Source organism: Candidatus Bathyarchaeia archaeon (assembly GCA_038873195.1).
Lineage (GTDB): Archaea > Thermoproteota > Bathyarchaeia > Bathyarchaeales > Bathycorpusculaceae > DSLH01.
This window is the reverse complement of the sequence record JAVZEV010000001.1, coordinates 631,609-651,579: the sequence shown is the minus strand read 5'-3', so window position 1 is coordinate 651,579 and position 19,971 is coordinate 631,609. Positions and strand designations below refer to the sequence as shown.

Annotated in this window: 17 protein-coding genes; 10 read left to right on the top strand and 7 right to left on the bottom strand. The window is 44.4% G+C overall.

Going from position 1 to position 19,971, the window contains the following annotated elements; all coding sequences use genetic code 11:
* Position 1 precedes the first annotated feature (1 nt).
* The 4 genes from trxB to QXW63_03640 form a co-directional block, all read right to left on the bottom strand.
* Complete coding sequence (gene trxB / locus QXW63_03655) at positions 2 to 934, bottom strand: thioredoxin-disulfide reductase (GenBank protein ID MEM3460990.1); 933 nt, start codon at positions 932 to 934, stop codon at positions 2 to 4.
* A 65-nt stretch (positions 935 to 999) separates the two neighbouring features.
* A complete protein-coding gene (locus QXW63_03650) occupies positions 1,000 to 1,806 on the bottom strand; it encodes an arsenite methyltransferase (protein MEM3460989.1) in 807 nt (268 codons plus the stop codon).
* Between the two features lie 12 nt (positions 1,807 to 1,818).
* Complete coding sequence (locus QXW63_03645) at positions 1,819 to 2,058, bottom strand: HgcAB-associated protein (protein ID MEM3460988.1); 240 nt, start codon at positions 2,056 to 2,058, stop codon at positions 1,819 to 1,821.
* A gap of 98 nt (positions 2,059 to 2,156) precedes the next feature.
* The gene (locus QXW63_03640) at positions 2,157 to 3,266 is read right to left on the bottom strand and encodes a (Fe-S)-binding protein (GenBank protein MEM3460987.1); all 1,110 of its coding nucleotides are present in this window, start codon (positions 3,264 to 3,266) and stop codon (positions 2,157 to 2,159) included.
* Positions 3,267 to 3,364: 98 nt separating this feature from the next.
* Between QXW63_03640 and QXW63_03635 the strand changes: the two genes are divergently transcribed.
* The gene (locus tag QXW63_03635; protein ID MEM3460986.1) at positions 3,365 to 5,731 is read left to right on the top strand and encodes a 4Fe-4S binding protein; all 2,367 of its coding nucleotides are present in this window, start codon (positions 3,365 to 3,367) and stop codon (positions 5,729 to 5,731) included.
* 103 nt (positions 5,732 to 5,834) lie between these two features.
* Here the strand turns inward: QXW63_03635 and QXW63_03630 are convergent, their stop codons facing one another.
* On the bottom strand, positions 5,835 to 7,454 hold the full coding sequence (locus tag QXW63_03630) for a hypothetical protein (GenBank protein MEM3460985.1): 1,620 nt from the start codon (positions 7,452 to 7,454) through the stop codon (positions 5,835 to 5,837).
* 199 nt (positions 7,455 to 7,653) lie between these two features.
* Between QXW63_03630 and QXW63_03625 the strand changes: the two genes are divergently transcribed.
* The 7 genes from QXW63_03625 to QXW63_03595 all read left to right on the top strand — a co-directional run bounded on the left by QXW63_03625 (position 7,654) and on the right by QXW63_03595 (position 17,150).
* Positions 7,654 to 10,458, top strand: a complete 2,805-nt coding sequence (locus QXW63_03625; protein MEM3460984.1) for a bifunctional acetate--CoA ligase family protein/GNAT family N-acetyltransferase — start codon at positions 7,654 to 7,656, stop codon at positions 10,456 to 10,458.
* A gap of 135 nt (positions 10,459 to 10,593) precedes the next feature.
* Positions 10,594 to 11,532: an oxidoreductase gene (locus QXW63_03620; GenBank protein ID MEM3460983.1), complete on the top strand. Its 939-nt coding sequence runs from the start codon at positions 10,594 to 10,596 to the stop codon at positions 11,530 to 11,532.
* On the top strand, positions 11,529 to 12,986 hold the full coding sequence (locus QXW63_03615; GenBank protein ID MEM3460982.1) for a Ni/Fe hydrogenase subunit alpha: 1,458 nt from the start codon (positions 11,529 to 11,531) through the stop codon (positions 12,984 to 12,986). Before QXW63_03620 ends, QXW63_03615 begins: the two co-directional genes overlap by 4 nt.
* 10 nt (positions 12,987 to 12,996) lie before the next feature.
* Positions 12,997 to 15,408: a hydrogenase iron-sulfur subunit gene (locus QXW63_03610; protein MEM3460981.1), complete on the top strand. Its 2,412-nt coding sequence runs from the start codon at positions 12,997 to 12,999 to the stop codon at positions 15,406 to 15,408.
* A gap of 23 nt (positions 15,409 to 15,431) precedes the next feature.
* A complete protein-coding gene (locus QXW63_03605; protein MEM3460980.1) occupies positions 15,432 to 15,950 on the top strand; it encodes a 4Fe-4S dicluster domain-containing protein in 519 nt (172 codons plus the stop codon).
* The gene (locus QXW63_03600) at positions 15,947 to 16,822 is read left to right on the top strand and encodes a CoB--CoM heterodisulfide reductase iron-sulfur subunit B family protein (protein ID MEM3460979.1); all 876 of its coding nucleotides are present in this window, start codon (positions 15,947 to 15,949) and stop codon (positions 16,820 to 16,822) included. Before QXW63_03605 ends, QXW63_03600 begins: the two co-directional genes overlap by 4 nt.
* A gap of 127 nt (positions 16,823 to 16,949) precedes the next feature.
* Complete coding sequence (locus QXW63_03595; protein MEM3460978.1) at positions 16,950 to 17,150, top strand: hypothetical protein; 201 nt, start codon at positions 16,950 to 16,952, stop codon at positions 17,148 to 17,150.
* Positions 17,151 to 17,163: 13 nt separating this feature from the next.
* Here QXW63_03595 and QXW63_03590 read toward each other — a convergent pair whose 3' ends face one another.
* Together QXW63_03590 and QXW63_03585 are read right to left on the bottom strand one after the other, a co-directional pair.
* The gene (locus tag QXW63_03590) at positions 17,164 to 17,640 is read right to left on the bottom strand and encodes a hypothetical protein (GenBank protein MEM3460977.1); all 477 of its coding nucleotides are present in this window, start codon (positions 17,638 to 17,640) and stop codon (positions 17,164 to 17,166) included.
* A gap of 93 nt (positions 17,641 to 17,733) precedes the next feature.
* Positions 17,734 to 18,810: a phosphate uptake regulator PhoU gene (locus QXW63_03585; GenBank protein ID MEM3460976.1), complete on the bottom strand. Its 1,077-nt coding sequence runs from the start codon at positions 18,808 to 18,810 to the stop codon at positions 17,734 to 17,736.
* 168 nt (positions 18,811 to 18,978) lie between these two features.
* Here QXW63_03585 and QXW63_03580 point away from each other — a divergent pair, with 168 nt between their 5' ends.
* On the top strand, positions 18,979 to 19,185 hold the full coding sequence (locus tag QXW63_03580; protein ID MEM3460975.1) for a DUF2061 domain-containing protein: 207 nt from the start codon (positions 18,979 to 18,981) through the stop codon (positions 19,183 to 19,185).
* Between the two features lie 301 nt (positions 19,186 to 19,486).
* A complete protein-coding gene (gcvH, locus tag QXW63_03575; GenBank protein ID MEM3460974.1) occupies positions 19,487 to 19,945 on the top strand; it encodes a glycine cleavage system protein GcvH in 459 nt (152 codons plus the stop codon).
* The last annotated feature ends 26 nt before the right edge of the window (positions 19,946 to 19,971 follow it).

Below are 19,971 nucleotides of genomic sequence, written 5' to 3'. Positions count from 1 at the left end.
CCTATTTTTTGTAATATGGTCTCCTAATGAAAACGTAAGCTTCCAATGCTGCCGTTATGCCTTGACCAACTGCGGCTCCAACTTGCTTGACGGGATGATTGGTAACGTCGCCTGCAGCGTAAACTCCAGGAACATTTGTGCGCTGGAAAATGTCAATTTTAATATAGCCACGTTCGTCAACTTCAACACCCGCCTCCTTTGCCAATTGACTGTTTGGGGCTTCACCAACCTGAATGAAAACGCCATCAATTACCATCTCTCGGGTTTCGCCACTTTGATTATTAAACAATACTACTTTGGTAACTAGTTTTTCGCCTTGAATTTCCCGCACTTCAGTATTCCACAAAATTTCAATGTTCTTTTTCGTAGCCAAATCTTTAACAAGAGCTTCTTCAGCACGAAACTCGTTTCTGCGATGGACAATTTTAACTTCAGATGCAAGTCCTGCAAGATATAAAGCCGTCATCACCGCAGAATTTCCACCACCAACAACAAGAACACGCTTATCCTTGAACAATGGACCGTCGCAGATTCCGCAATAGCTCACTCCTCTTCCGCGAAATTCCTTTTCGCCTGGAACGTTAAGTTCGCGATAATGTGAACCAGATGCGATGATAACCGCGTTTGCCTCATAAACTCCCCTGTTGGTTTTCACGATTTTCTTTTCGCCTTTAAGGTCTAACCCAATTACGCTTTCAAATTCGCGGATTGTCACGCCTGTACCTCTGCAATGCGTTACCATTTTCTGTGCTAGTTCCATTCCATTTATGCTTTGAAATCCCGGGTAATTCTCGATTAATGGAGCATCTGCAGTTGTGCCTCCAGCCATTTTTTCTTCTAAAACTAGTGTTTTTAAGCCGCTTCTTGCGCCGTAAATTCCAGCAGCAAGTCCAGCAGGACCAGCACCAATGATTATCAGTTCCCAGTTTTCCATGTGCATTTCCCGAGAAGAATAGTTGGAAGGTTGGGGTTTATGAAGTCTTCGTAATGGTGTGTTTGCTATTTGGGTTTTATGCCGTAGACTTTGATGCTTGCAATTGAGCTAGCGTATTCTTTTGCTTCTTCTAATGAAATGTCAAAATCTTCCATCATAGCCTTTGCAGATGGGTCGTCAACAACGAAGTCAATGGGGAAACGTGTTTCTTCAACAACCTTAACATCTTGAAAGCCAGCCTTTTTGATTAATTCTAGATATTGGTCTTTCATCACTGCTCCGGAAATACAGCCAACGTATGCTTGCTCCTTTTCCTTTATCGCTTTAGGCAACTCTTTCAATAAGACAATGTCAGAAATCATTAATCTTCCACCAGGCTTTAGCACTCTGAAGGCTTCTTCGAAAACTCTCTTTTTGCTCGGTGAAAGATTGATGACACAGTTTGAAATAATAACGTCAACCGTGTTGTCTGCAACTGGAAGGTTCTCAATTTCTCCAAGCCGAAACTCCACATTTTTGTATCCACCTTTTCTACAGTTTTCTCTTGCCTTGTCAATCATTTCAGGCGTCATATCAACGCCGATAACACGTCCTTTTTCTCCAACTTTTTTCGCTGCAAGAAAACAGTCAAGCCCACCACCAGAACCAAGGTCAAGAACTGTTTCGCCTTCCTTAAGTGATGCAAGCGCTACTGGGTTTCCACATCCCAGACTGAAAGCGGCGCCTTCGGGAAGCGATTCCAGTTCGAGTTTGCTGTAGCCAATCTGCTCAAAATTTGCCTTACATTCCGGACCACAGCAGCAAGATTCTTTTTTAGCTGCCTTAGCATAGCTTTTTCTCACCATTTTCTTAATCTCTTCTTCTCTTACCAAATTAACACCTCCTTACTTGAAAACATCTTTCAATATTGGTCCCAGCATGCTTTTCACCGTGTTTCCAAGCGCTTCGGCTTTGACCATCATGATGCAGCATACCTCGCCGTTACGTTCGCACCCTATGACTGCCAATTTATCGTTTGGTTTCAGTCTGGCTTTTTCTCGTAAATCTTTTGGTAAAACGATTTGTCCTTTAGAATCAACAGTGACTACTGCATCGACTTTGCAGCATCCCGTGTTGTTAGTCATGTTTTCACTTCCTGAGAGAAATTGCAAAGCGGAATATTTAGACTTTTCTGAAAAATAAGAATATTCCGAAAAATCCAACAACAAATAATGTAAAAAAGCTAAATTGCCAAAGCAAGCAGTTCCGCTATATCCATTATTTGGATTTTGCCCTCGTTACCAGTTGTCTTAACAGCATCTTCTATGGTCAATAGGCAGAATGGACACGCCACAGCCAAAATCTCCGCACCAGCTTCAACAGCATCCTTAACGCGGATTTCTGCCAAACGAGGACCTGGAATGTCAACCCAAAGTCTTCCACCACCACCTTCACAGCAAAGGCTTCTTGCTTTGGAACGGTCAAATTCTAACAGTTTTACTCCTGGCACGCTTTCGATGACTTTGCGTGGTTCTTCGTAGATGTTGTTCTGTTTTCCGAGAAAGCATGGGTCGTGATAGATTACTTTTTTGTTAACTTCTTTTGTGAAAGTTAGTTTTTTCTCGTCTATCAGTTTTGCAAGCAGTTGCGTGTGATGTTGCACTTCAATGCTTGTTTGATTATACCTGTTTTTGAATGCGTGAAAACCGTGGGGACAGTTTGTGACAGTTTGCTTTACGTTGTATTTGCTGAAAATTTTCATGTTTTCTTCAACGAGAAAATCGAACAAGCCCTTTTCGCCCATGCCGTAAACTTCGCTTCCACAACATGTTTCCTCATCGCCCAACACGCCAAAGTTTAATCCGGCTTTCTGGAAACATGCTACAAGGCTTTTGGCTACGTTTTGCACTCTCGGGTCATAGGCTGATGTGCAGCCGACATAATAGAGGATTTCTGCGCCTTGCGAAGCATGCTTGAGATTTAAATCTTGACTCCATTCTGAACGCTTATTGCGTATTCTTGCCCAAGGGTTGCCATTTTTGAATATGCTTTCTAACGCGTCTCGAATTGTCGGTGCGATTTGTCCTTCTTCAACAGCCATGCTGCGAATGTCGATTAAGAATTCGTATGGGTTTATTTCTTTTGGGCATCGCACGCCACATGTTGAGCATGTCGTGCAACTCCATAGCTCGTTCTGTGGATGAATTGTTAACTTGCCAAAGGTGGCGACTTCACGCATGTATTTTCTAACGTTTAAGTTAGCTTTTCTTGCCACTGGACAGCTTCCAGTGCATGTTCCACATTGGATGCACTCGAGAAGCTTGTGTTTCTGCACGAGTTCTTGAGCGTTCATGTTCAACATCACTTTTAACTAAATTGGGGCATAAGATTTTTAATAAGTGTTTTCCCTTGTATCATCTAAAACTATCATGGAAAGCGGAGATTGTCAAGATGGAGAAGAAAACGCCGAAAATCGGAATTTTCGTCTGTGAATGTGGCGGAAACATAGGCGACGTTGTGGACGTTAAAGCAGTTGTTGACGCCATTAAAAGCTGGGAAGGCGTGGCAGTAGCCAAATATCACAAGTATTTATGCTCTAAACCAGCTCAAGAAATGATTGCCGAAGCTATAAAAAAGGAGAATCTGGACAGAGTTGTAGTTGCTAGCTGCACGCCACGCATGCATCTTGCTACTTTTCAAAGCGTGCTGGAAAGGGCTGGGTTAAATCCTTACATGCTTGAGTTTGTGAATATTCGGGAACAAGATTCTTGGGTTATGGGTCCACATTCATCGCAGGAGGCTACGAAGAAAGCGATAAGTTTGATTAGAGGTGGTTATGAACGGAGTAAGGAGCTTGAGCCTTTAGAAACTATAAGCGAGAAGGGTTCGCGGGAAATTCTTATTGTTGGTGGTGGGATTGCTGGGATTACGGCTGCGCTTGAGCTTGGTTATTTGGGTTATAAGGTGCATTTGGTTGAGCGTAAGCCTAGTATTGGCGGGAACATGGCGAAGTTGACGAAGGTTTTTCCAACTTTAGATTGTGCGCAGTGTATTTTGACGCCGAGGATGGCTGAGGTTGGTAGGAACCCGAATGTTAATTTGCTTACTTATGCTGAGGTGCAGGAAGTTAGTGGGCGTCCGGGCAATTATAATGTGAAGGTGTTTATGAAGCCTCGTGGTGTGGATGTTCAGAAGTGTAGAAGTTGTGGTGTGTGTGCTAAGGTTTGTCCGATTTCTGTTCCGGACGAGTTTAATGAGGGTTTGTCTAAGCGAAAGGCGGCTTACATTGAGTTTCCGCAGGCTGTTCCTTCTGCTTATGTGATAGATTTTGAAGCGTGTAACAAGTGTCGTAAATGTGAGCAGCTTTGTCCTGCTAAAGCTATTAATATTGATGATGCTGGGCAGGTTGTGGAGTTGAAGGTTGGCGGCATAATTTTGGCTACTGGTTATCAGCTTTATGATGCGCGTAAACTTGAGACTTTTGGTTATGGTGTTTACAAGGATGTTATTACGATGATGGATTTGGAGCGGTTTGTTTCTGCGACTGGCCCAACTGGCGGGTATGTTAAGCGTGCGGATGGCAGCGATGTTAAGCGTGTGGCGATTGTTTTGTGTGCTGGTTCGCGTGATAAGAAGTATATTCCTTATTGTAGCCGCATTTGTTGTATGTACGCGTTGAAGCAGGCTTTTGTGTTGAAGAAAATGTTGGGTATTGATGTTACGATTTATTATACGGATATTAGGGCTACTGGAAAGGGCTATGAGGATTTGTATTGGCGTGATCAGGAAGCAGGTGTTACTTTTATTCGTGGGAAAGTGGCGGAAGTTTTCAAGAATAACAGTAATGGTAAGCTTGTGGTTCAGGCTGAGGACACGTTGACTGGTGAGGTTGGCGAGGCAGAGTTTGACATGGTTGCTTTGGCGACGCCGATGGTTCCTCCTAAGGGTTTGAAGGAGCTTGCGGAGAAGATGAAGGTTTCGATTGGTGAGGATGGTTTCATTACTGAGAAGCATCCGAAGCTTGATCCTGTTGATTCGCTTGTTACTGGAATTTTTGCTTGTGGTTGTGCTTTGAGTCCTAAGGATGTGCGTGATACGGTTAGTGATGGTTTGGGAGCAGCGGCTAAGGCGGCTTTGTTTTTGAAGAGTGATTATGTGACGACTAGCCCAGAAAAGGCGTTTGTGATTGCGGATTTGTGTAATGGTTGCCAAGCATGTGTGCCTGTTTGTCCAGTTAACGCGATTACTATGGTGGATGGTAAGGCTAAAGTTGACCCGTTTCAGTGTGTTGGGTGTGGTGCTTGTATTCCTGTTTGTCCGCAAGAAGCGATTGATTTTAAGAATTCGACGAGTAGGCAGTTGTTTGCGCAGTTGCGTGGTGTTTTGGCGGATAAAGATGCTGGTGAAGTGCGGGTTGTTGCGTTTGTGGATAAGAATGTTGGTTATACGGGTATGGACTTTTTGGGTTTGGACCGCGCGAATTATCCGGAGAATATTCGTATTGTTGCAGTTCCTTCTACGGCGATTTTGGGTAGGAAGCATTTGTTTAGTGCGTTTGCTTTTGGCGCGGATGGTGTTTTGGTGATTGAGGGCAGTGAGGAGATTGATGAGAAGTTTACGAAGAAGCGGATGATTGAGTTGGGACGCGAATTAGCGCAGTTTGGCGTGGAGAGCATGCGTGTGCGGTATAGTTATGTGCCTTTGCCAGTGTATAAGAAGGCTGCGGAGTTGTTCGTGATGTTTACTGAGCGTATTAAGAAGTTTGGTCCTTTGGCGGATGAGAAGCGGAATGCGATAAAGCAGAAGTTGAATGTTTAGGCGATTGTGTTCTTTTTGTGCTCGTGGAAGGTATAGCCCTCCCTTATATATAGGTTGAATTTTTCGGTGAATTGTGGTTTAATGAGAAAAATGGGGTGTGTTATTATTTTCTTTTTCTTTTGTAGGCTGTGGCTGTTAGGGTTGTTGCTGTCATTAGCGCTAGTATGAGTAGTGTTGGCGTGTATTCTGGGATGACGTGGTATTGAAGCGCGAATCCCAGTTCGTCTGTTGATATTGTGTTGTAAGCGTTATCTTCTGCTATGATTATGTAGGTTATTGTTGTGCAGTATGGGAAGGCTGGTATTGTGGCGTTCCAGATGTCTGCTATGTAAAGCTCCATTGTTTGGGTGAACCATGTTCCATTGCCAGTAGTATAGTTTAATATTACCTGTTTTACTCCGCTTTGGTCGTCTGTCACGTTGGCGTAGACTATTACAGTGTTGGTTGGATACACGTTGTCTTCGTCTGGTTGTTGGTAAACATCGTTTATTGAGGGCGGGGTTGAGTCTGTTTCTATTTTGAATAGGTATAGGCTGTCGTAGCCCGGTCCAGCCATTGCTACTGTTGTGCCCGCAGTGGACATTGAAACCATGTTTGCGAAAGACGGCAACGTGATGTTGCCTATGATGTTACCATTTGCTGTTAAGAAGTAAGCTGCGTAATCGCCTGATGAGGGGTCCATGGTTGGAACCGCCATTATGCTTCCGTCCTTGCTTATTGCTATGTCATAGACGTTTGTTTCGGTTAGGTTTACCCAATCTTCGTCTTGTGTTCCTTCGCGTGTCCTTGCATTTGCCCAGTAGTGCACGCTTGTAAAGTAGATTCCCCCTGTTACCACCGTTTCGCCATTGCCGTTAGTATCTACGCAACTGAACGCGTTTGGATTTGTCCATGTTGCCTCTGGGTCGCCTGTTAGGTTTGTGGCGTTTGCCCAGTAATATAGGGTTGATGGTATTGGTCCAGAGTCTATTGCTGCTACTGCGTAACCGTCGTCTGACAGTGCCAACTCCATTATTGTGCTGGTTAGTTGAGTCTGCGCCATCCATGTTGGTGATGGGTTTCCTTCAAGCGTGTCTGCGTCTTTGAAGAAAATTACAAATCCGCCTTCGTAGCTTGCTCCGCCGCCTGCCACGTATTTACCGTTTGGTGAAATATGGACAGTGCGGTAGTCGCTTACGCCTGCCATGCGGGTCCATGTTGGAGTCTGGTCTGGTCCTGTTCGTGCTATGCATCCAGCGTAGTACCATATACTTATGCCTGTTCCCCCTACTACGGTGTAGTTGCCGTTTGCCGACATATCCAATGTACCCTTTTCTACTGGTCCCGGGCCCATGCCCATGCTTGTCCATGTTGGCGTGGTTTGGCTGCCTGTTCTGTGGGTTGACTGGTTAAAGTAGTGTAGGTAGCCGTTGGTGTCGCCTGCTACCACGTAGTCGCCGTCAGCGGATATAGCCACTGACAAGAGTGTGCCCGCTTCGGGCTGGTAAGACCATATTGGGTTTGGGCTGTCTGCATCGAAATAGTGTAAGCCGGTGTTGTTTACTGCGGCTAGGTAGTTGCCGTTGGCTGAGACTGCTACATCGTGTACTTGCATGGGATTCGTCCACAGAAGTTGTACGGTTGTTTGTACGGCATTCGTAGGGTTTATTGAGATAAGTTTTGCACATAATAAAGCAGACACCAGTATTGTCAATGTTAGGGTTAGAACGATTTTTCTTTTCATAACACATCAATCCACTATCTTTCATGCAATTGATTTTTAATACTTGCGCATGTTAACCCAAAATCACTTTTCTTTATATTTCGAATGACTCTTCGTTAAACGAAAGAAACAAGTTCCTCAAGCGAAAGTTGTAGTATTAAGTCGCAAAGTTTTAATTTCCGCTATAGGATTCACCACTTATCTGGATGGTTGCTCTGTCTTGGTTACCTTGTATCTTGATAAGATTTTTAATCCTCGAAGCGTCGCCATAATCGGCGCAAGCGACGAAGAGGGCACTGTAGGCTATGCGTTAATGAAAAATTTTATTGAGCTTGGTTTTAATGGCAAAGTCTATCCCGTAAACATTCGCAAGCCAGAAGTTTTAGGCTTAAAGGCTTACCAGTCTGTTAACCAAATCCCAGAACCAGTCGACTTAGCCGTTATCGCCACTCCAGCCAAAACCGTCCCCGAAATAGTCGAACAATGTGGCAAAGCAGGAATAAAAGGCATAATCATAATTTCAGCAGGCTTCAAAGAAATCGGCGAAGAAGGCAAAGCACTAGAAGACAAAATAACTGAAATAAAACGCAAATACGGCTTACGCATAATCGGACCAAACTGTTTAGGCGTCATTCGCCCAAGTGTCAACTTAAACGCTACTTTCATAAGCAAAATGCCCAAACCAGGCAACATCGCCTTCATCAGCCAATCTGGCGCGCTTGGCTCCGCAATTCTTGACTGGGCAATAGAAGAAAACATCGGCTTCAGCAACTTCGTCTCAGTAGGCTCAATGATAGACGTAGACTTCGGCGATTTAATCGACTATTTCGGAACAGACCCAAAAACCCGCAGCATCCTCATGTACATAGAAGGCATAACAAACGCGCGAAAATTTCTAAGCGCAGCCCGCCACTTCGCACGCACAAAACCCATAATCGTAGTAAAAGCAGGCAAATTCACAGAAAGCGCAAAAGCCGCCGCATCACACACGGGCTCGCTCACAGGCGAAGACATGATTTACGACGCTGCATTCAAACGCGCAGGCATGGTACGCGTAGAAGAAATCGCAGACCTATTCAACGCCGCCGAAGTCCTAGGCATGCAGCCCCTACCAAAAGGACCAAACCTCGCCATAATCACAAACGCAGGCGGACCCGGAGTCATGGCTACTGACGCGTTAATCGCGCGAGGCGGAAAACTCGCCAAACTAAGCCAGAAAACAATGGATTATCTTAACAGTATCTTGCCGCCTTACTGGAGCAGAGGCAACCCAATCGACATTCTAGGTGATGCGCATGCAGATCGTTACAAGGCGGTAGTTGAAGCGTGCTTAAACGACGAAAACGTGGACGGCATCCTAATCATCTACACGTCTCAAGCAGTTGCTGAACCAGTCGAAATCGCACAAGCCATAGCAGAAGTAGTAAAGAACAGGGGCTACCAAAACAAGACAATCTTAACTTCCTTCATGGGACGCGGAGCCGTGGAAGACGCAAACAGCATCCTAAACCAAAACAGCATTCCAACATACGGAACGCCAGAACAAGCAATCAAAACCTACCTTTACATGTACCATTACAAACGCAACTTGGAACTAATCTACGAAACACCAGAAGAGCTCCCAGTCGACGCGTCTCCGCCAAAACGCCCGATAATGACAATAATCAGAAACGCGGCCGCAGAAAATCGCGAGCTCCTAAACGAAGCCGAAGCCAAAAAACTACTAGAATACTACGAGTTTCCAGTAGCAAAAACAATGGTCGCTAAGACACTAGAAGAAGCAATTTCATGCGCCTCACAAATCGGCTATCCAGTCGTTCTAAAAATCCTCTCGCCGCAAATAACGCACAAAACCGACGCTGGCGGCGTAATCCTCGACCTGAAAAACGAAACCGAAGTCCGCGAAGCCTACGAAACCATCATAAAAAACGCCAAAGCCTACAACCCCAATGCTGAAATCATCGGCGTAACAGTGCAAAAAATGATAAACAAACGCGGCTACGAAGTCATACTTGGCGCCAAAACCGACCCACTCTTTGGACCCGTAATCCTCTTCGGCATGGGCGGCGTAGGCGTGGAACTTTTCAAAGACTTTTCGCTTGGGCTTCCACCCTTAAACCAGACGTTGGTAAGGCGGATGATGGAAGAAACCAAAGTTTACCAGCTTCTAAAGGGCTACAGAAACGTGCCGCCCGCTAACATTAAACTTCTCGAAGAAATCATCGTGCGGTTTTCGCAACTGTTAATTGATTTTCCACAAATTAAAGAGATTGACATTAACCCGCTTTTCATAAACGAGAAAGAGGCTTGCGCAATAGACGCGCGTATTCTCATAGACAAAGAACGTGTCTTCCAAAAAATCGAGCCACACCAGCACCTCGTGATAAGCCCCTACCCCAAGAAGTATGAGACTTTATGGCGGATGCGCGACGGGCGAACCGTGCTGTTAAGACCAATAAAACCCGAAGACGAACCCTTATGGCTGGAAATGTTCCAAAACTTCAGCGAAGAATCCATACGCTACCGCTTCTTCCAAATAATAAAGGACACACCACACGAAATGCGAGTACGCTACTGCAACATCGACTACGACCGCGAAATCGCCATAATCGCCGAACTAACCGAAGAAGGACGAAGAAAAATCCTCGGCGTAGTCCGCGTCAGCATCGAACCAGACGGAAAAACAGGCGAAATCGCCTTCATAATTGCAGACCCATGGCAAGGACTCGGCTTGGGCACGAAAATGGTTGACTACACAATTGACATTTGCAGGGACATGGGCATCGAAACATTATACGCGATAATGTTGCCGGACAACCACCGAGCCATCAGCCTAACACAGAAAATGGGTTTTGCACTGAAGTACATGGAAGACGGCACAGTCAAAGGCACACTCAGCCTAAAAGAAGAAGCGGTGTCATGTGAACCGCCAAAAACCATGGAGCACGTATTAGAACAGACAAAATCGCAACCCGCACGAGTAGAACAGAAGGAAACAGAAAAAGGTGAAGCCTTAACCGCGTAACTCGTCACATGTTTAAGCTAAGCTTAACGCATAAGGCTTAATCATCATTTTTCTATTTACTAATGGCTAAATTTAAATTATAGAAACTGCAATTATCATATTCTTTCATCAAAATTGCTTCAGACAGGTGACAAGATGAACAAACTTAAAATTGCCTTCTACTGGGCAGCAAGCTGCGGAGGCTGCGAAATCGCCGTTTTAGACATAAACGAAAAAATCCTCGACGTAATACAAATCGCCGACATCGTTTTTTGGCCAGTAGCCATAGACATAAAATACAAAGATGTCGAAGCCATGCCAGACAAAAGCATTGACGTATGCTTCTTCAACGGCGCCATAAGAACCGAAGAAAACGAGCACATGGCAAAACTCCTAAGACAAAAATCCAAAACCCTAGTGGCATTCGGCTCATGCGCATGCGACGGATGCGTAATAGGCCTCGGAAACCTTTGGAACAAAGAGAAAATCTTTGAAAGAGCATATTTTGAAACGCCCTCAACAAAAAACCCGCGATCTGTAACCCCGCAAACCTCATTAAAAGTGAAAGAAGGAGAACTTGAACTGCCAGAGTTTTATGACACAGTGAAAACTTTAGCTCAAACCGTAGACGTGGATTACTTCCTCTCTGGATGTCCACCGCCAATCCCATGCATCCTCCAAGCCATCGAAGCAATTGCAAGCGGCAAACTCCCACCAAAAGGCTCCAGCCTACTTCCGACAAAGGCAGTTTGCGATGAATGCCCAAGAGAAAAGAAAGACCGAAAACTCCACGAAATAAAAAGAATCTACGAAATAGACGATGACTTCAAAACATGCTTCTGGGACCAACAAGTCATCTGCATGGGACCCGCAACACGCGCAGGATGCGGCGCGCAATGTCCCAAAGTGAATATACCATGCACGGGTTGCGGTGGTCCAGCACCGCGGGTGAGCGACCAAGGCGCCGCAGCAATAAGTGCTCTTGCATCCATAGCCACCAACCCAAGCGTCATCGAACAAGTTGTTGACCCCGTTGGAACCTTTTACAAGTATTCTCTCGCTAACTCGATATTGCGGAGGAAGATGATGAAATGAAAGAAATAGTAATAAATCCAATAACTCGACTTGAAGGTCACGGAAAAATAACCATATTCTTAAACGACAAGGGTGACGTGGAAAACGCTTATTTGCAGGTTCCAGAACTCAGAGGCTTCGAAAAATTCTGCGAGGGAAGAAGAGCCGAAGATTTACCTATAATAACCACGAGAATCTGCGGTGTATGTCCAGTCGCGCATCACATGGCAAGCGCCAAAGCCTTAGACGCCGCGTTCAATGTGGAACCAACAGAAACAGCCAAGAAACTGAGAGAGTTAGAATACGTCGCCTACTACATTTACGACCACATCTTACACTTCTACTTCTTAGGCGGTCCAGATTTTGTTGTTGGTCCAGACGCTCCTCCAGAAAAAAGAAACGTTCTCGGCGTAATAGAAAAGGCTGGCTTAGAAATCGGCAAAGAAGTGATAAAGCATAGGGCTTATGGACAAAAAATAACCGGCATGCTTGGCGGAAGACCCACCCATCCCGTGAGCGCTTGTGTGCCAGGTGGAATCGCTAAGGCTTTGTCTGAAGAGGAGCGGCGAGAAATAGAAACAATGATTAGAAGCTGCGTGGAGTTTGCAAAGTTCACCTTGAAACTCTTTGATGACATAGTTCTCAAAAACGCTGATTACGTGAACTTAGTTAAAAGTGAGCCTTATGCGCTTAAAACCTACTACATGGGCACAGTTGACAAAAACAACCACGTGAACTTCTACGACGGCAAAGTTCGAGTCGTAGACCCAAACGGGAAGGAATTCGTGAAATTTGCCCCTTCAGAATACTTAGACGTTATTGAAGAACACGTTGAACCATGGACTTACGTTAAACTGCCATACCTGAAAAAAGTTGGATGGAACGGATTCGTTGACGGACCAGAAAGCGGCATATACCGTGTTGGACCCTTAGGCAGATTAAACGCCGCTGAAGGCATGGCAACGCCCTTGGCAAACGAAGAATACAAGAGAATGTACAAAACACTCGGCGGCAAACCTGTTCACGCCACTTTGGCATTCCACTGGGCACGATTAATCGAGCTTCTATACGCAGCGGAACGCGCGCTGGAGCTGATAACAGACCCGGGCATAACAAGAAAGGACATCAAAAACAAGCCGGGAAAGCCCGGAGAAGGCGTAGGCATCGTGGAAGCAGCCAGAGGCACGCTTATTCACCATTACATACTTGACGAGAAAGCCTTAGCCAAAAAAGTCAACTTGATAGTGGCTACAACCCACAATGCGCCTGGCATTTGCATGTCCATAAAGAACGCGGCAAAGGGCTTGATACGCAACGGTAAAGTCAGCGACGGCATACTGAACATGGTTGAGATGGCTTTCAGAGCTTACGACCCATGCTTTGCTTGTGCTACACACTTTGCTGTTGGCGAGATGCCGCTTGAAGTTGAAATTTACGACAGTGAAAAGCGTTTAGTAAAAACGTTGAGAAGGTGAGGGATGAAAAATGGAAGAAGTAAAAGTTGGAGTATTCCTATCTGATTGTGGAAAGCAACTCGCTGAAATACTGGATTTCAAAGCCTTGACAGAGCACGTGAAGAAAGTTTCAGGCGTAGCTCTTGTTGTGCGAGGAAACGAGTTCTGGAGAGGCGAAGGACTAAAAACTATCGTGGACGCCATAAAAAGCAAAAAGATAAACCGACTAGTCGTAGCAGAGACCCTTCCTAAACTGAGCGAAGTAAAAATTGTCAAAGCCGCAGAAGAAGCTGGGCTTAACCCATACCTCGTGGAAGTTATAGACCTCAAAGACCACTGCGCATGGCCTCACCGAGACGCACCATTAGAAGCTACAGAAAAAGCCAAAGCGATGCTTTCAGCTGCCATTGAACGTGCCAAACTTCTCGAACCATTGGAGAAGCTGGAGTTTCCAGCTGTCAAGTCTGTTCTTGTGATAGGCGGTGGAATTGCTGGGATGCAAGCTGCCGAAGATTTGGCTGATTTGGGATTTGAAGTGCATCTTGTTGAAAAAGCTCCATTTCTTGGCGGTCTAGCGGCTCGTGCTGGAAGATTCTTTCCAACAGACGACTGCGCCATCTGCATACAATCTCCGGCTTCCGACGTGAAAGCTATAACTCACACTTCAAGAAAATGCGTTTACCGCTCTGGATTTTCCGAAATTCCAAACCTAAACATATTAACTAACTCAAAAGTTGTCAAGGTTGAAGGAGTTCCTGGAAACTACAAGGTTACAGTTGAGAAGAAACCACGCTACGTTGATGAGTCCAAATGTGTTCGTTGCGACCTTTGCACGACAGTCTGTCCAGTAGAAGTGCCAGACGAATATAATGCGAAACTGAAAACACGAAAGGCAATCTACATAAACACTCCACCAGTTCATCCGCCAGTCTACGTAATCGACGAGAGCGCTTGCAAATTCCAAGAATGTGCTAAATGTGTGGAGATTTGCCCCACAAAAGCCGTCAAATTAAACCAGAAAACTGAGAAGTTAACGCTTAATGTTGGCGGCATAATTGTCGCGACAGGCTTCAAAGAGTACGACCCAAGCGTTATAAAAGAATATCACTACGGCGAATATCCCGATGTAATAACCAATCTTGAACTTGCAAGAATGATTGACGGTTTCGGACCCACAAACGGCGCAATTATAAAGCCTTCAGACCGTAAACCCGCCAAAAGAATCGTTTTCATCCAATGTGTTGGCTCACGCGACCGACGATGGAACCCATGGTGCTCAAGCATTTGCTGTATGATATCTCTGAAAAACGCGATGCTCATTAAATCTGCATATCCAGACACGGACATTACAATCTGTTACATCGACATCAGAACAACGGGAAGAGAACACGAATACTATTATGAAAAAGCCCGAGAAATGGGAATAAAGTTCGTTAAAGGCAGACCAACTGAAATTTCACACGACCCAGACGGAAACATCTTAATCGTAGACGTTGAAGACGCTATCTTAAGAAGATTCTTCGAACTCGAAGCCGACCTAGTAGTTTTAGCCACCGCAATGGTGCCCTCAGAAGACACTAAAGAACTTGCCGAAATGCTCGGAATAGAACTTGACCAAGACGGCTTCTTCAAAGAATACAACGCCAAACTGAGACCAACAGAAACCAAAATCAGAGGAATATACTTGTGTGGAGGCGCAACTTTTCCAAAAGACGCTCCGACAAGCTCTCTGCACGCTCACTCAGCAGCTGTGAAAACCGCCAAATTCTTGTCCACTGGCAAAATAATCAAAGACCAGCGAACAGCATTCGTGAATGAAGAGTACTGCGGAGACTGCGAGTTCTGTCCAGTCATCTGCCCATTCAACGCCATAACACTAGTGCCTAAGGGCGAAGATCACTTTGTTGCACAAGTTTCTGACCTCAAATGTGAAGGATGTGGCATTTGTGTTGGCACATGCCCCGTCAACGCCATAGAACTTAGACACTCACGACCAAACCAAATGGAAGCCCAAATGAACGCGCTCTTATCTGTGAATGGAACATCCAAACCGTTAATTCTTGCTATAACCTGTTCAGAATGTGGTCACACAGCCGTGGACTCTTCTGGCATGGCGATGATGCAGTATCCAGCCAACGTCAGAGTAATGAAAGTCCCATGCACCGGCATCTTGCAAGTCCACCAGTTCTTACAAGCCTTCAAAGCTGGCGCTCAAGGCGTCATGGTTGTAGGATGCAAAACTGACGGTTGCCATTACGAAGTCGGCAGTCAAAAGGCTCAAAAGAAAGTAGACCTTGCAAAAGTGCTGTTAAAGGAATACGGCATAGAGCCAGAACGTTTAGAAATGTTCCACATGGTTTTCATAGAAGGCGACAAATTCGCAGAAGCCGCGCAGATGATGACTGAAAGAATAGAAAAGCTTGGTCCACTGCAGTTAATGTGACTTTCACAAAAGGAGAAAGCATAATGAAGCATGAAAAAGAACAAAAAACCTCTGCAACCTCATTTTCCGACGAGATAAGAAGCCAGTTAGGCGGCGAAACCATAGCCTTATGCTATCAATGCGGAACATGCGCCAGCAGTTGCCCAGTCGCCAAAACCACTGAACGCTACAACCCCCGAGACATTATCAGACTGTCACTTTTAGGCGAGAAACAAGAAGTTCTCACAAGCGGCGCCATTTGGCTATGCAGTTCATGCTACAACTGCCAAGAAAGGTGTCCGCAGAAAGTCGAAATAGCAGACGTTATCTACGCGTTAAGAAACATAGCCATCAAAGAAGGACACATCCCCAACATCTACTCGGAATTCGCGACTGGACTGATGAATGAAGGACGCATAGTTCCAATATCCAAATTCGTGGAAAAGAAAAGACCAGAATATGGCTTACCACCGCTTAGACCAGCAGGCTTAGACACATTGAAGAAAATACTTGCCGCAACAGGATTCGATAAAATACAGTGGAAGAAGGAAGGAACGCCATGACAAGTTACGCGCTCTTTTTAGGATGCACCATACCCGCCCGCCAACCAAACTATGAAACATCAGCACGAAAAGCCTTAACCAGACTTGGAATAGGACTCGTCGACTTAGACAACATGACCTGCTGCGCTCCACCACCCTTACAATCCATAGACATGGAAACCAGCCTAGCAATCGCCGCACACAACATTTGCTTAGCCGAAGAAGCCGACCTCGACATTGTAACATTGTGCACCGGCTGTTTCGAATCTCTAGCCATGGCAAACAACCTATTGAGAGAAAATCCGAAACTGAAAGCAAGAGTCAACAAAATCTTGTCCAACGCTGGCAAAGAATTCAAAGGAACCAAGGAAGTAAAACATTACTTGAGAGTCTTAATGGATGATGTTGGTTTAGAACGCTTAAAGAAAAACGTTGTTAAAGATTTGAACAGTCTTAAAGTAGCATCATTCTCAGGATGCCACTTGCTGAGACCAAGCGCGCTTTTGAAATTCGACGACCCAGAACGCCCGCACATCTTTGACGATTTAATCGAAGCATTAGGCGCAAAAAGCATCTGGTACCGAAACAAACTGAAATGTTGTGGAGGGCTCTTGAGAGGTTATGCTGACGATGTTGCGTTAGCGATTGCCCGTGACAAAATCGTTAACACAACAAAAGCGGGTGCCGACTGCATTGTTACGCTTTGTCCTTTCTGCTTCTTAACTTTAGACCTTGGACAGATGTTGATAAAATCTGCTTACAAGGAAGAATACAACATACCCGTTATCCATTACTCTGAACTTCTAAGCTTAGCGTTGGGAATAGACCCTAAAGAGCTTGCGCTTGACTTCCATAAAATCCGATTGGACAAGGTGCTGAGCAAGATCATGTAAGAAACCTTTGTGTGCTCAGAAGCACTTTTCGATTTTCTTTTTTTATTTTTATCACGTTATTTTCTTGTTTTGTTCGTGGAAAACGTTAAGAACAACCGTTCACCACATGTTCTCTCGGGAAAAAACAATGAAAGTTGTCGCTTTAAAAGAACATAAATGCTTTTGCTGCGGAGCATCAATTAGCAAAGGCGAAGAATGTTTCGCATTTATCGTTAATCCTTCTGACCCTGAAAAAAACGAGTTTGACGTTATCTACACGTGTTCCAAATGTTCCGGAGAAGAAGCGTGTAGAATTCGAATAAAACGGAAAGGCGCCGCTTCACAATAACTGAGACTGCGCTCTAGCTTTCGTAGCTTTTTCTTGGAATAGTAACCTCAAAAACTTCGTTATTTGAACATCTCACAGTCATGTCTTCAAGCTGCAATTCTTTAACTGGCACATTTATCTTCTGGCATTTGTCAACACACACTTCCGTGCCTTCTGAATCAATGTGACATTCTCTCTTGCAGATTTCTAAACCGTCAATGCTTGGGTGAATTGTAACTTTTTGTTCCTTACAGCGGCACTGCATCAGAATCCTAACGTACCTGTCTTCCTCGAAAATGTCAATTAAAGGTTCTTCAAGTTGTGGAAGAGGAATGAAATTTTTGCCTATAGGACTAGACTCAACCTGTTCGCTTATTATGTACTTTTTATATAGGAGATGTTCCATCGGCTCGATTGTGATGTTGCTGTTTTCTTCGTTTCCGACGATTTTGTTAACCAAAACTTTGCAGAAAACATCTATATTTCGTAACGCTTCTTCAAAGTCGTTCATGGTGCATGACACACCTTCTATATATACTATTTATTTCTGTTTATATTAACCTTCTCAAGCCAAATCTGAAGTAATTATGACGCAAAAAGAATGTTAAGTTTTCTTCTTCGCGGCTAATGGTAAAGTTCGCACATGTTTTACTGTGCGAATAATGTTCTCCACTTCCTTACTCGGTTGCTCCAGCGCTCTGTTTATCGCGATGTCTGCTATCGTGGCGCCCTTGTCTGCAATTTTGTTTAAACACGAAATTATTGCTCTCAAGTATGGAATTTCAGGAATTTCCCGCATGAGCTTGTCCGATTCAGTTTGGAGTACGCTTTTCATTTCTAGCACGCTGTTTGCAACTTTGAGGTCGCGTGTGAAAACGCAGTCTAAAGCTTTCTGGAAGATGGTTTGTGTTAGCTCGCTGAGGTGATAGATTTTTTCAATCACGTTTTTCGGCAATCTACGACGGTAAACTTCGAGGTCGATGATTTTTTTAGCCATGTCTTCCGAGTAGTCTGCAATCAATTCTAAATATTGAAGTATCAAGCGTGTTGCAGGAATGAAGAGCACGTCGGTTGCGCCTGTTTGTTCTGCAATTTCTGGTTTTTGTTGCGCAGCCAAGAGTAGACGCACTGCTAAATAGTAGATTGTGTCGGCTTCGTCTTCGCGGTTTATGGCTTCTATGGCTAAGGTTTCGTTTCCTTCAAGAAAGGCTTGCATGGTTTCAGACAATATTGTTGACGAAATTAGAGACAACCGCCTGATTAGCATGTCAAGTTTGAATTTTGCTGGGTCGACGGAGCATTGTAGCAGAATGTTTTTTGGGGTTTCTTCGAGAATGCCTAATCCTATTAGTTTGCGGACAATTCGGCGAATCTCGTCCACGTGTGCTTTTCCTATTCTGGTTGCAGAGGTTACTCTTATGACATCTCGTCCCAGTATGTAGCTTCCCACGATTATTCTTTCAAGCAGTCCGTGCTCGTCGCATGCATCAGCATTTATTATGTATTCATCTGCTTCTTCTTTTTGTGCCACGTGGCTTGGCACGATTTTCAGCGTACCATCTTTTTCGGGCAAGAGGAAGACGATGTCGCCTGGATTAATATTGTTCTGTTTTGCCCATTCGCTTGGTAGCGACACGGTCATTGTTGAATATCCTACTTTTTGCACTTTTCTGCTTTCCAAAAAGTTCACCGCGTTTATGGTATTTACTACTATTTGTTTTTTTATATGCCTTACTATATTCTTGCGTTAAAACTACATATCATGTTGTTTTTTGTAGAGAATGTGCGTTTGGAAAGTTACTTATGTTTCCTCGTTGCTTATTAAAGAGTCTCGGTTGGAAGTGTGTAGATGGAGAAACCAATTAGAAGTGTGGTGAAGGCAGTTTCTTGGAGGATTGTTGCAACTTTAACAACGATATTTTTGGTTTTCATATTTAGTAAGGACCTAACTTTAGGAACTATTGTTGGTATCACAGAGCTTATTGTAAAAACGGTTGTTTACTACGTGCATGAGCGCGTGTGGAACCTGTCGAATTTTGGCAGAGTAAAAGAATAAAGTCAGCAGTGTGTGAATTTTTAATGTGCACAGATAAATATGTTTGTTGTTTAGATTAATATGATATTTACTATAAATAAAATATATGCATTAGATATATATTTCTGACTTGTGTTATATATCAATCAGATGTAAAGGAGGTTGATGTAAAATGAATGAAAAAGAAAAAACATCAGAATGGAAAACCGTGAGCCTAAGAACAGAACTCATAAAAGAAATCGAAGAAGCAATCAAAACAGGACGCTACAGAAGCATATCAGAATTCGTCTCAGAAGCCATCCGCCTTCGCTTAGAAGAGCTCATGCGCACCCAAGGAATTCCCACAGAAAAACGTAAAGAGCTTCTAGTCACACCAGAACTGTTGCTCTACACGCCAAAACACACATGGGCTCAAGTCACACCTGAAGGAAACATCCGCGTGGGCGTATCCGACTACGCACAGAGACACTTGAAAGGAATAGCCCATGTAATGACTGAAGCTGTGGGTAAAGAAGTTAACAAGATGGAGCCTTTCGGCGTTGCGGAAACTTGGATGTTCATGTTCGACCTCTACGCACCAGTCAGCGGTAAAATAGCCAAAGTTAACGAGAAGCTTAGGAATGAACCAAACATAATCAACGAAGACCCCTACGGTGAAGGCTGGATTGTGGAGATAAAACCGAAGAACTCGTTGGTTCTGGAGCAGGAACTCAAGGGTTTACTTGGTCCAAGAGAATACAACAAGCTGGTTAACAAACTGGAAGGAAGACTGCGCGAATAGCCCCAATTTTCCTCTTTTTTCCTTAT

Excerpts from the sequence above, each read along its gene's own strand:
- QXW63_03630 (MEM3460985.1), bottom strand. The coding sequence starts at position 7,454 with ATGAAAAGAAAAATCGTTCTAACCCTAACATTGACAATACTGGTGTCT.
- QXW63_03610 (MEM3460981.1), top strand. The coding sequence starts at position 12,997 with ATGGAAGAAGTAAAAGTTGGAGTATTCCTATCTGATTGTGGAAAGCAA.
- QXW63_03590 (MEM3460977.1), bottom strand. The coding sequence starts at position 17,640 with ATGAACGACTTTGAAGAAGCGTTACGAAATATAGATGTTTTCTGCAAA.
- QXW63_03600 (MEM3460979.1), top strand. The coding sequence starts at position 15,947 with ATGACAAGTTACGCGCTCTTTTTAGGATGCACCATACCCGCCCGCCAA.
- QXW63_03580 (MEM3460975.1), top strand. The coding sequence starts at position 18,979 with ATGGAGAAACCAATTAGAAGTGTGGTGAAGGCAGTTTCTTGGAGGATT.
- QXW63_03635 (MEM3460986.1), top strand. The coding sequence starts at position 3,365 with ATGGAGAAGAAAACGCCGAAAATCGGAATTTTCGTCTGTGAATGTGGC.
- QXW63_03595 (MEM3460978.1), top strand. The coding sequence starts at position 16,950 with ATGAAAGTTGTCGCTTTAAAAGAACATAAATGCTTTTGCTGCGGAGCA.
- QXW63_03640 (MEM3460987.1), bottom strand. The coding sequence starts at position 3,266 with ATGAACGCTCAAGAACTCGTGCAGAAACACAAGCTTCTCGAGTGCATC.
- trxB (MEM3460990.1), bottom strand. The coding sequence starts at position 934 with ATGGAAAACTGGGAACTGATAATCATTGGTGCTGGTCCTGCTGGACTT.
- QXW63_03605 (MEM3460980.1), top strand. The coding sequence starts at position 15,432 with ATGAAGCATGAAAAAGAACAAAAAACCTCTGCAACCTCATTTTCCGAC.
- QXW63_03645 (MEM3460988.1), bottom strand. The coding sequence starts at position 2,058 with ATGACTAACAACACGGGATGCTGCAAAGTCGATGCAGTAGTCACTGTT.
- QXW63_03615 (MEM3460982.1), top strand. The coding sequence starts at position 11,529 with ATGAAAGAAATAGTAATAAATCCAATAACTCGACTTGAAGGTCACGGA.
- QXW63_03620 (MEM3460983.1), top strand. The coding sequence starts at position 10,594 with ATGAACAAACTTAAAATTGCCTTCTACTGGGCAGCAAGCTGCGGAGGC.
- gcvH (MEM3460974.1), top strand. The coding sequence starts at position 19,487 with ATGCGCACCCAAGGAATTCCCACAGAAAAACGTAAAGAGCTTCTAGTC.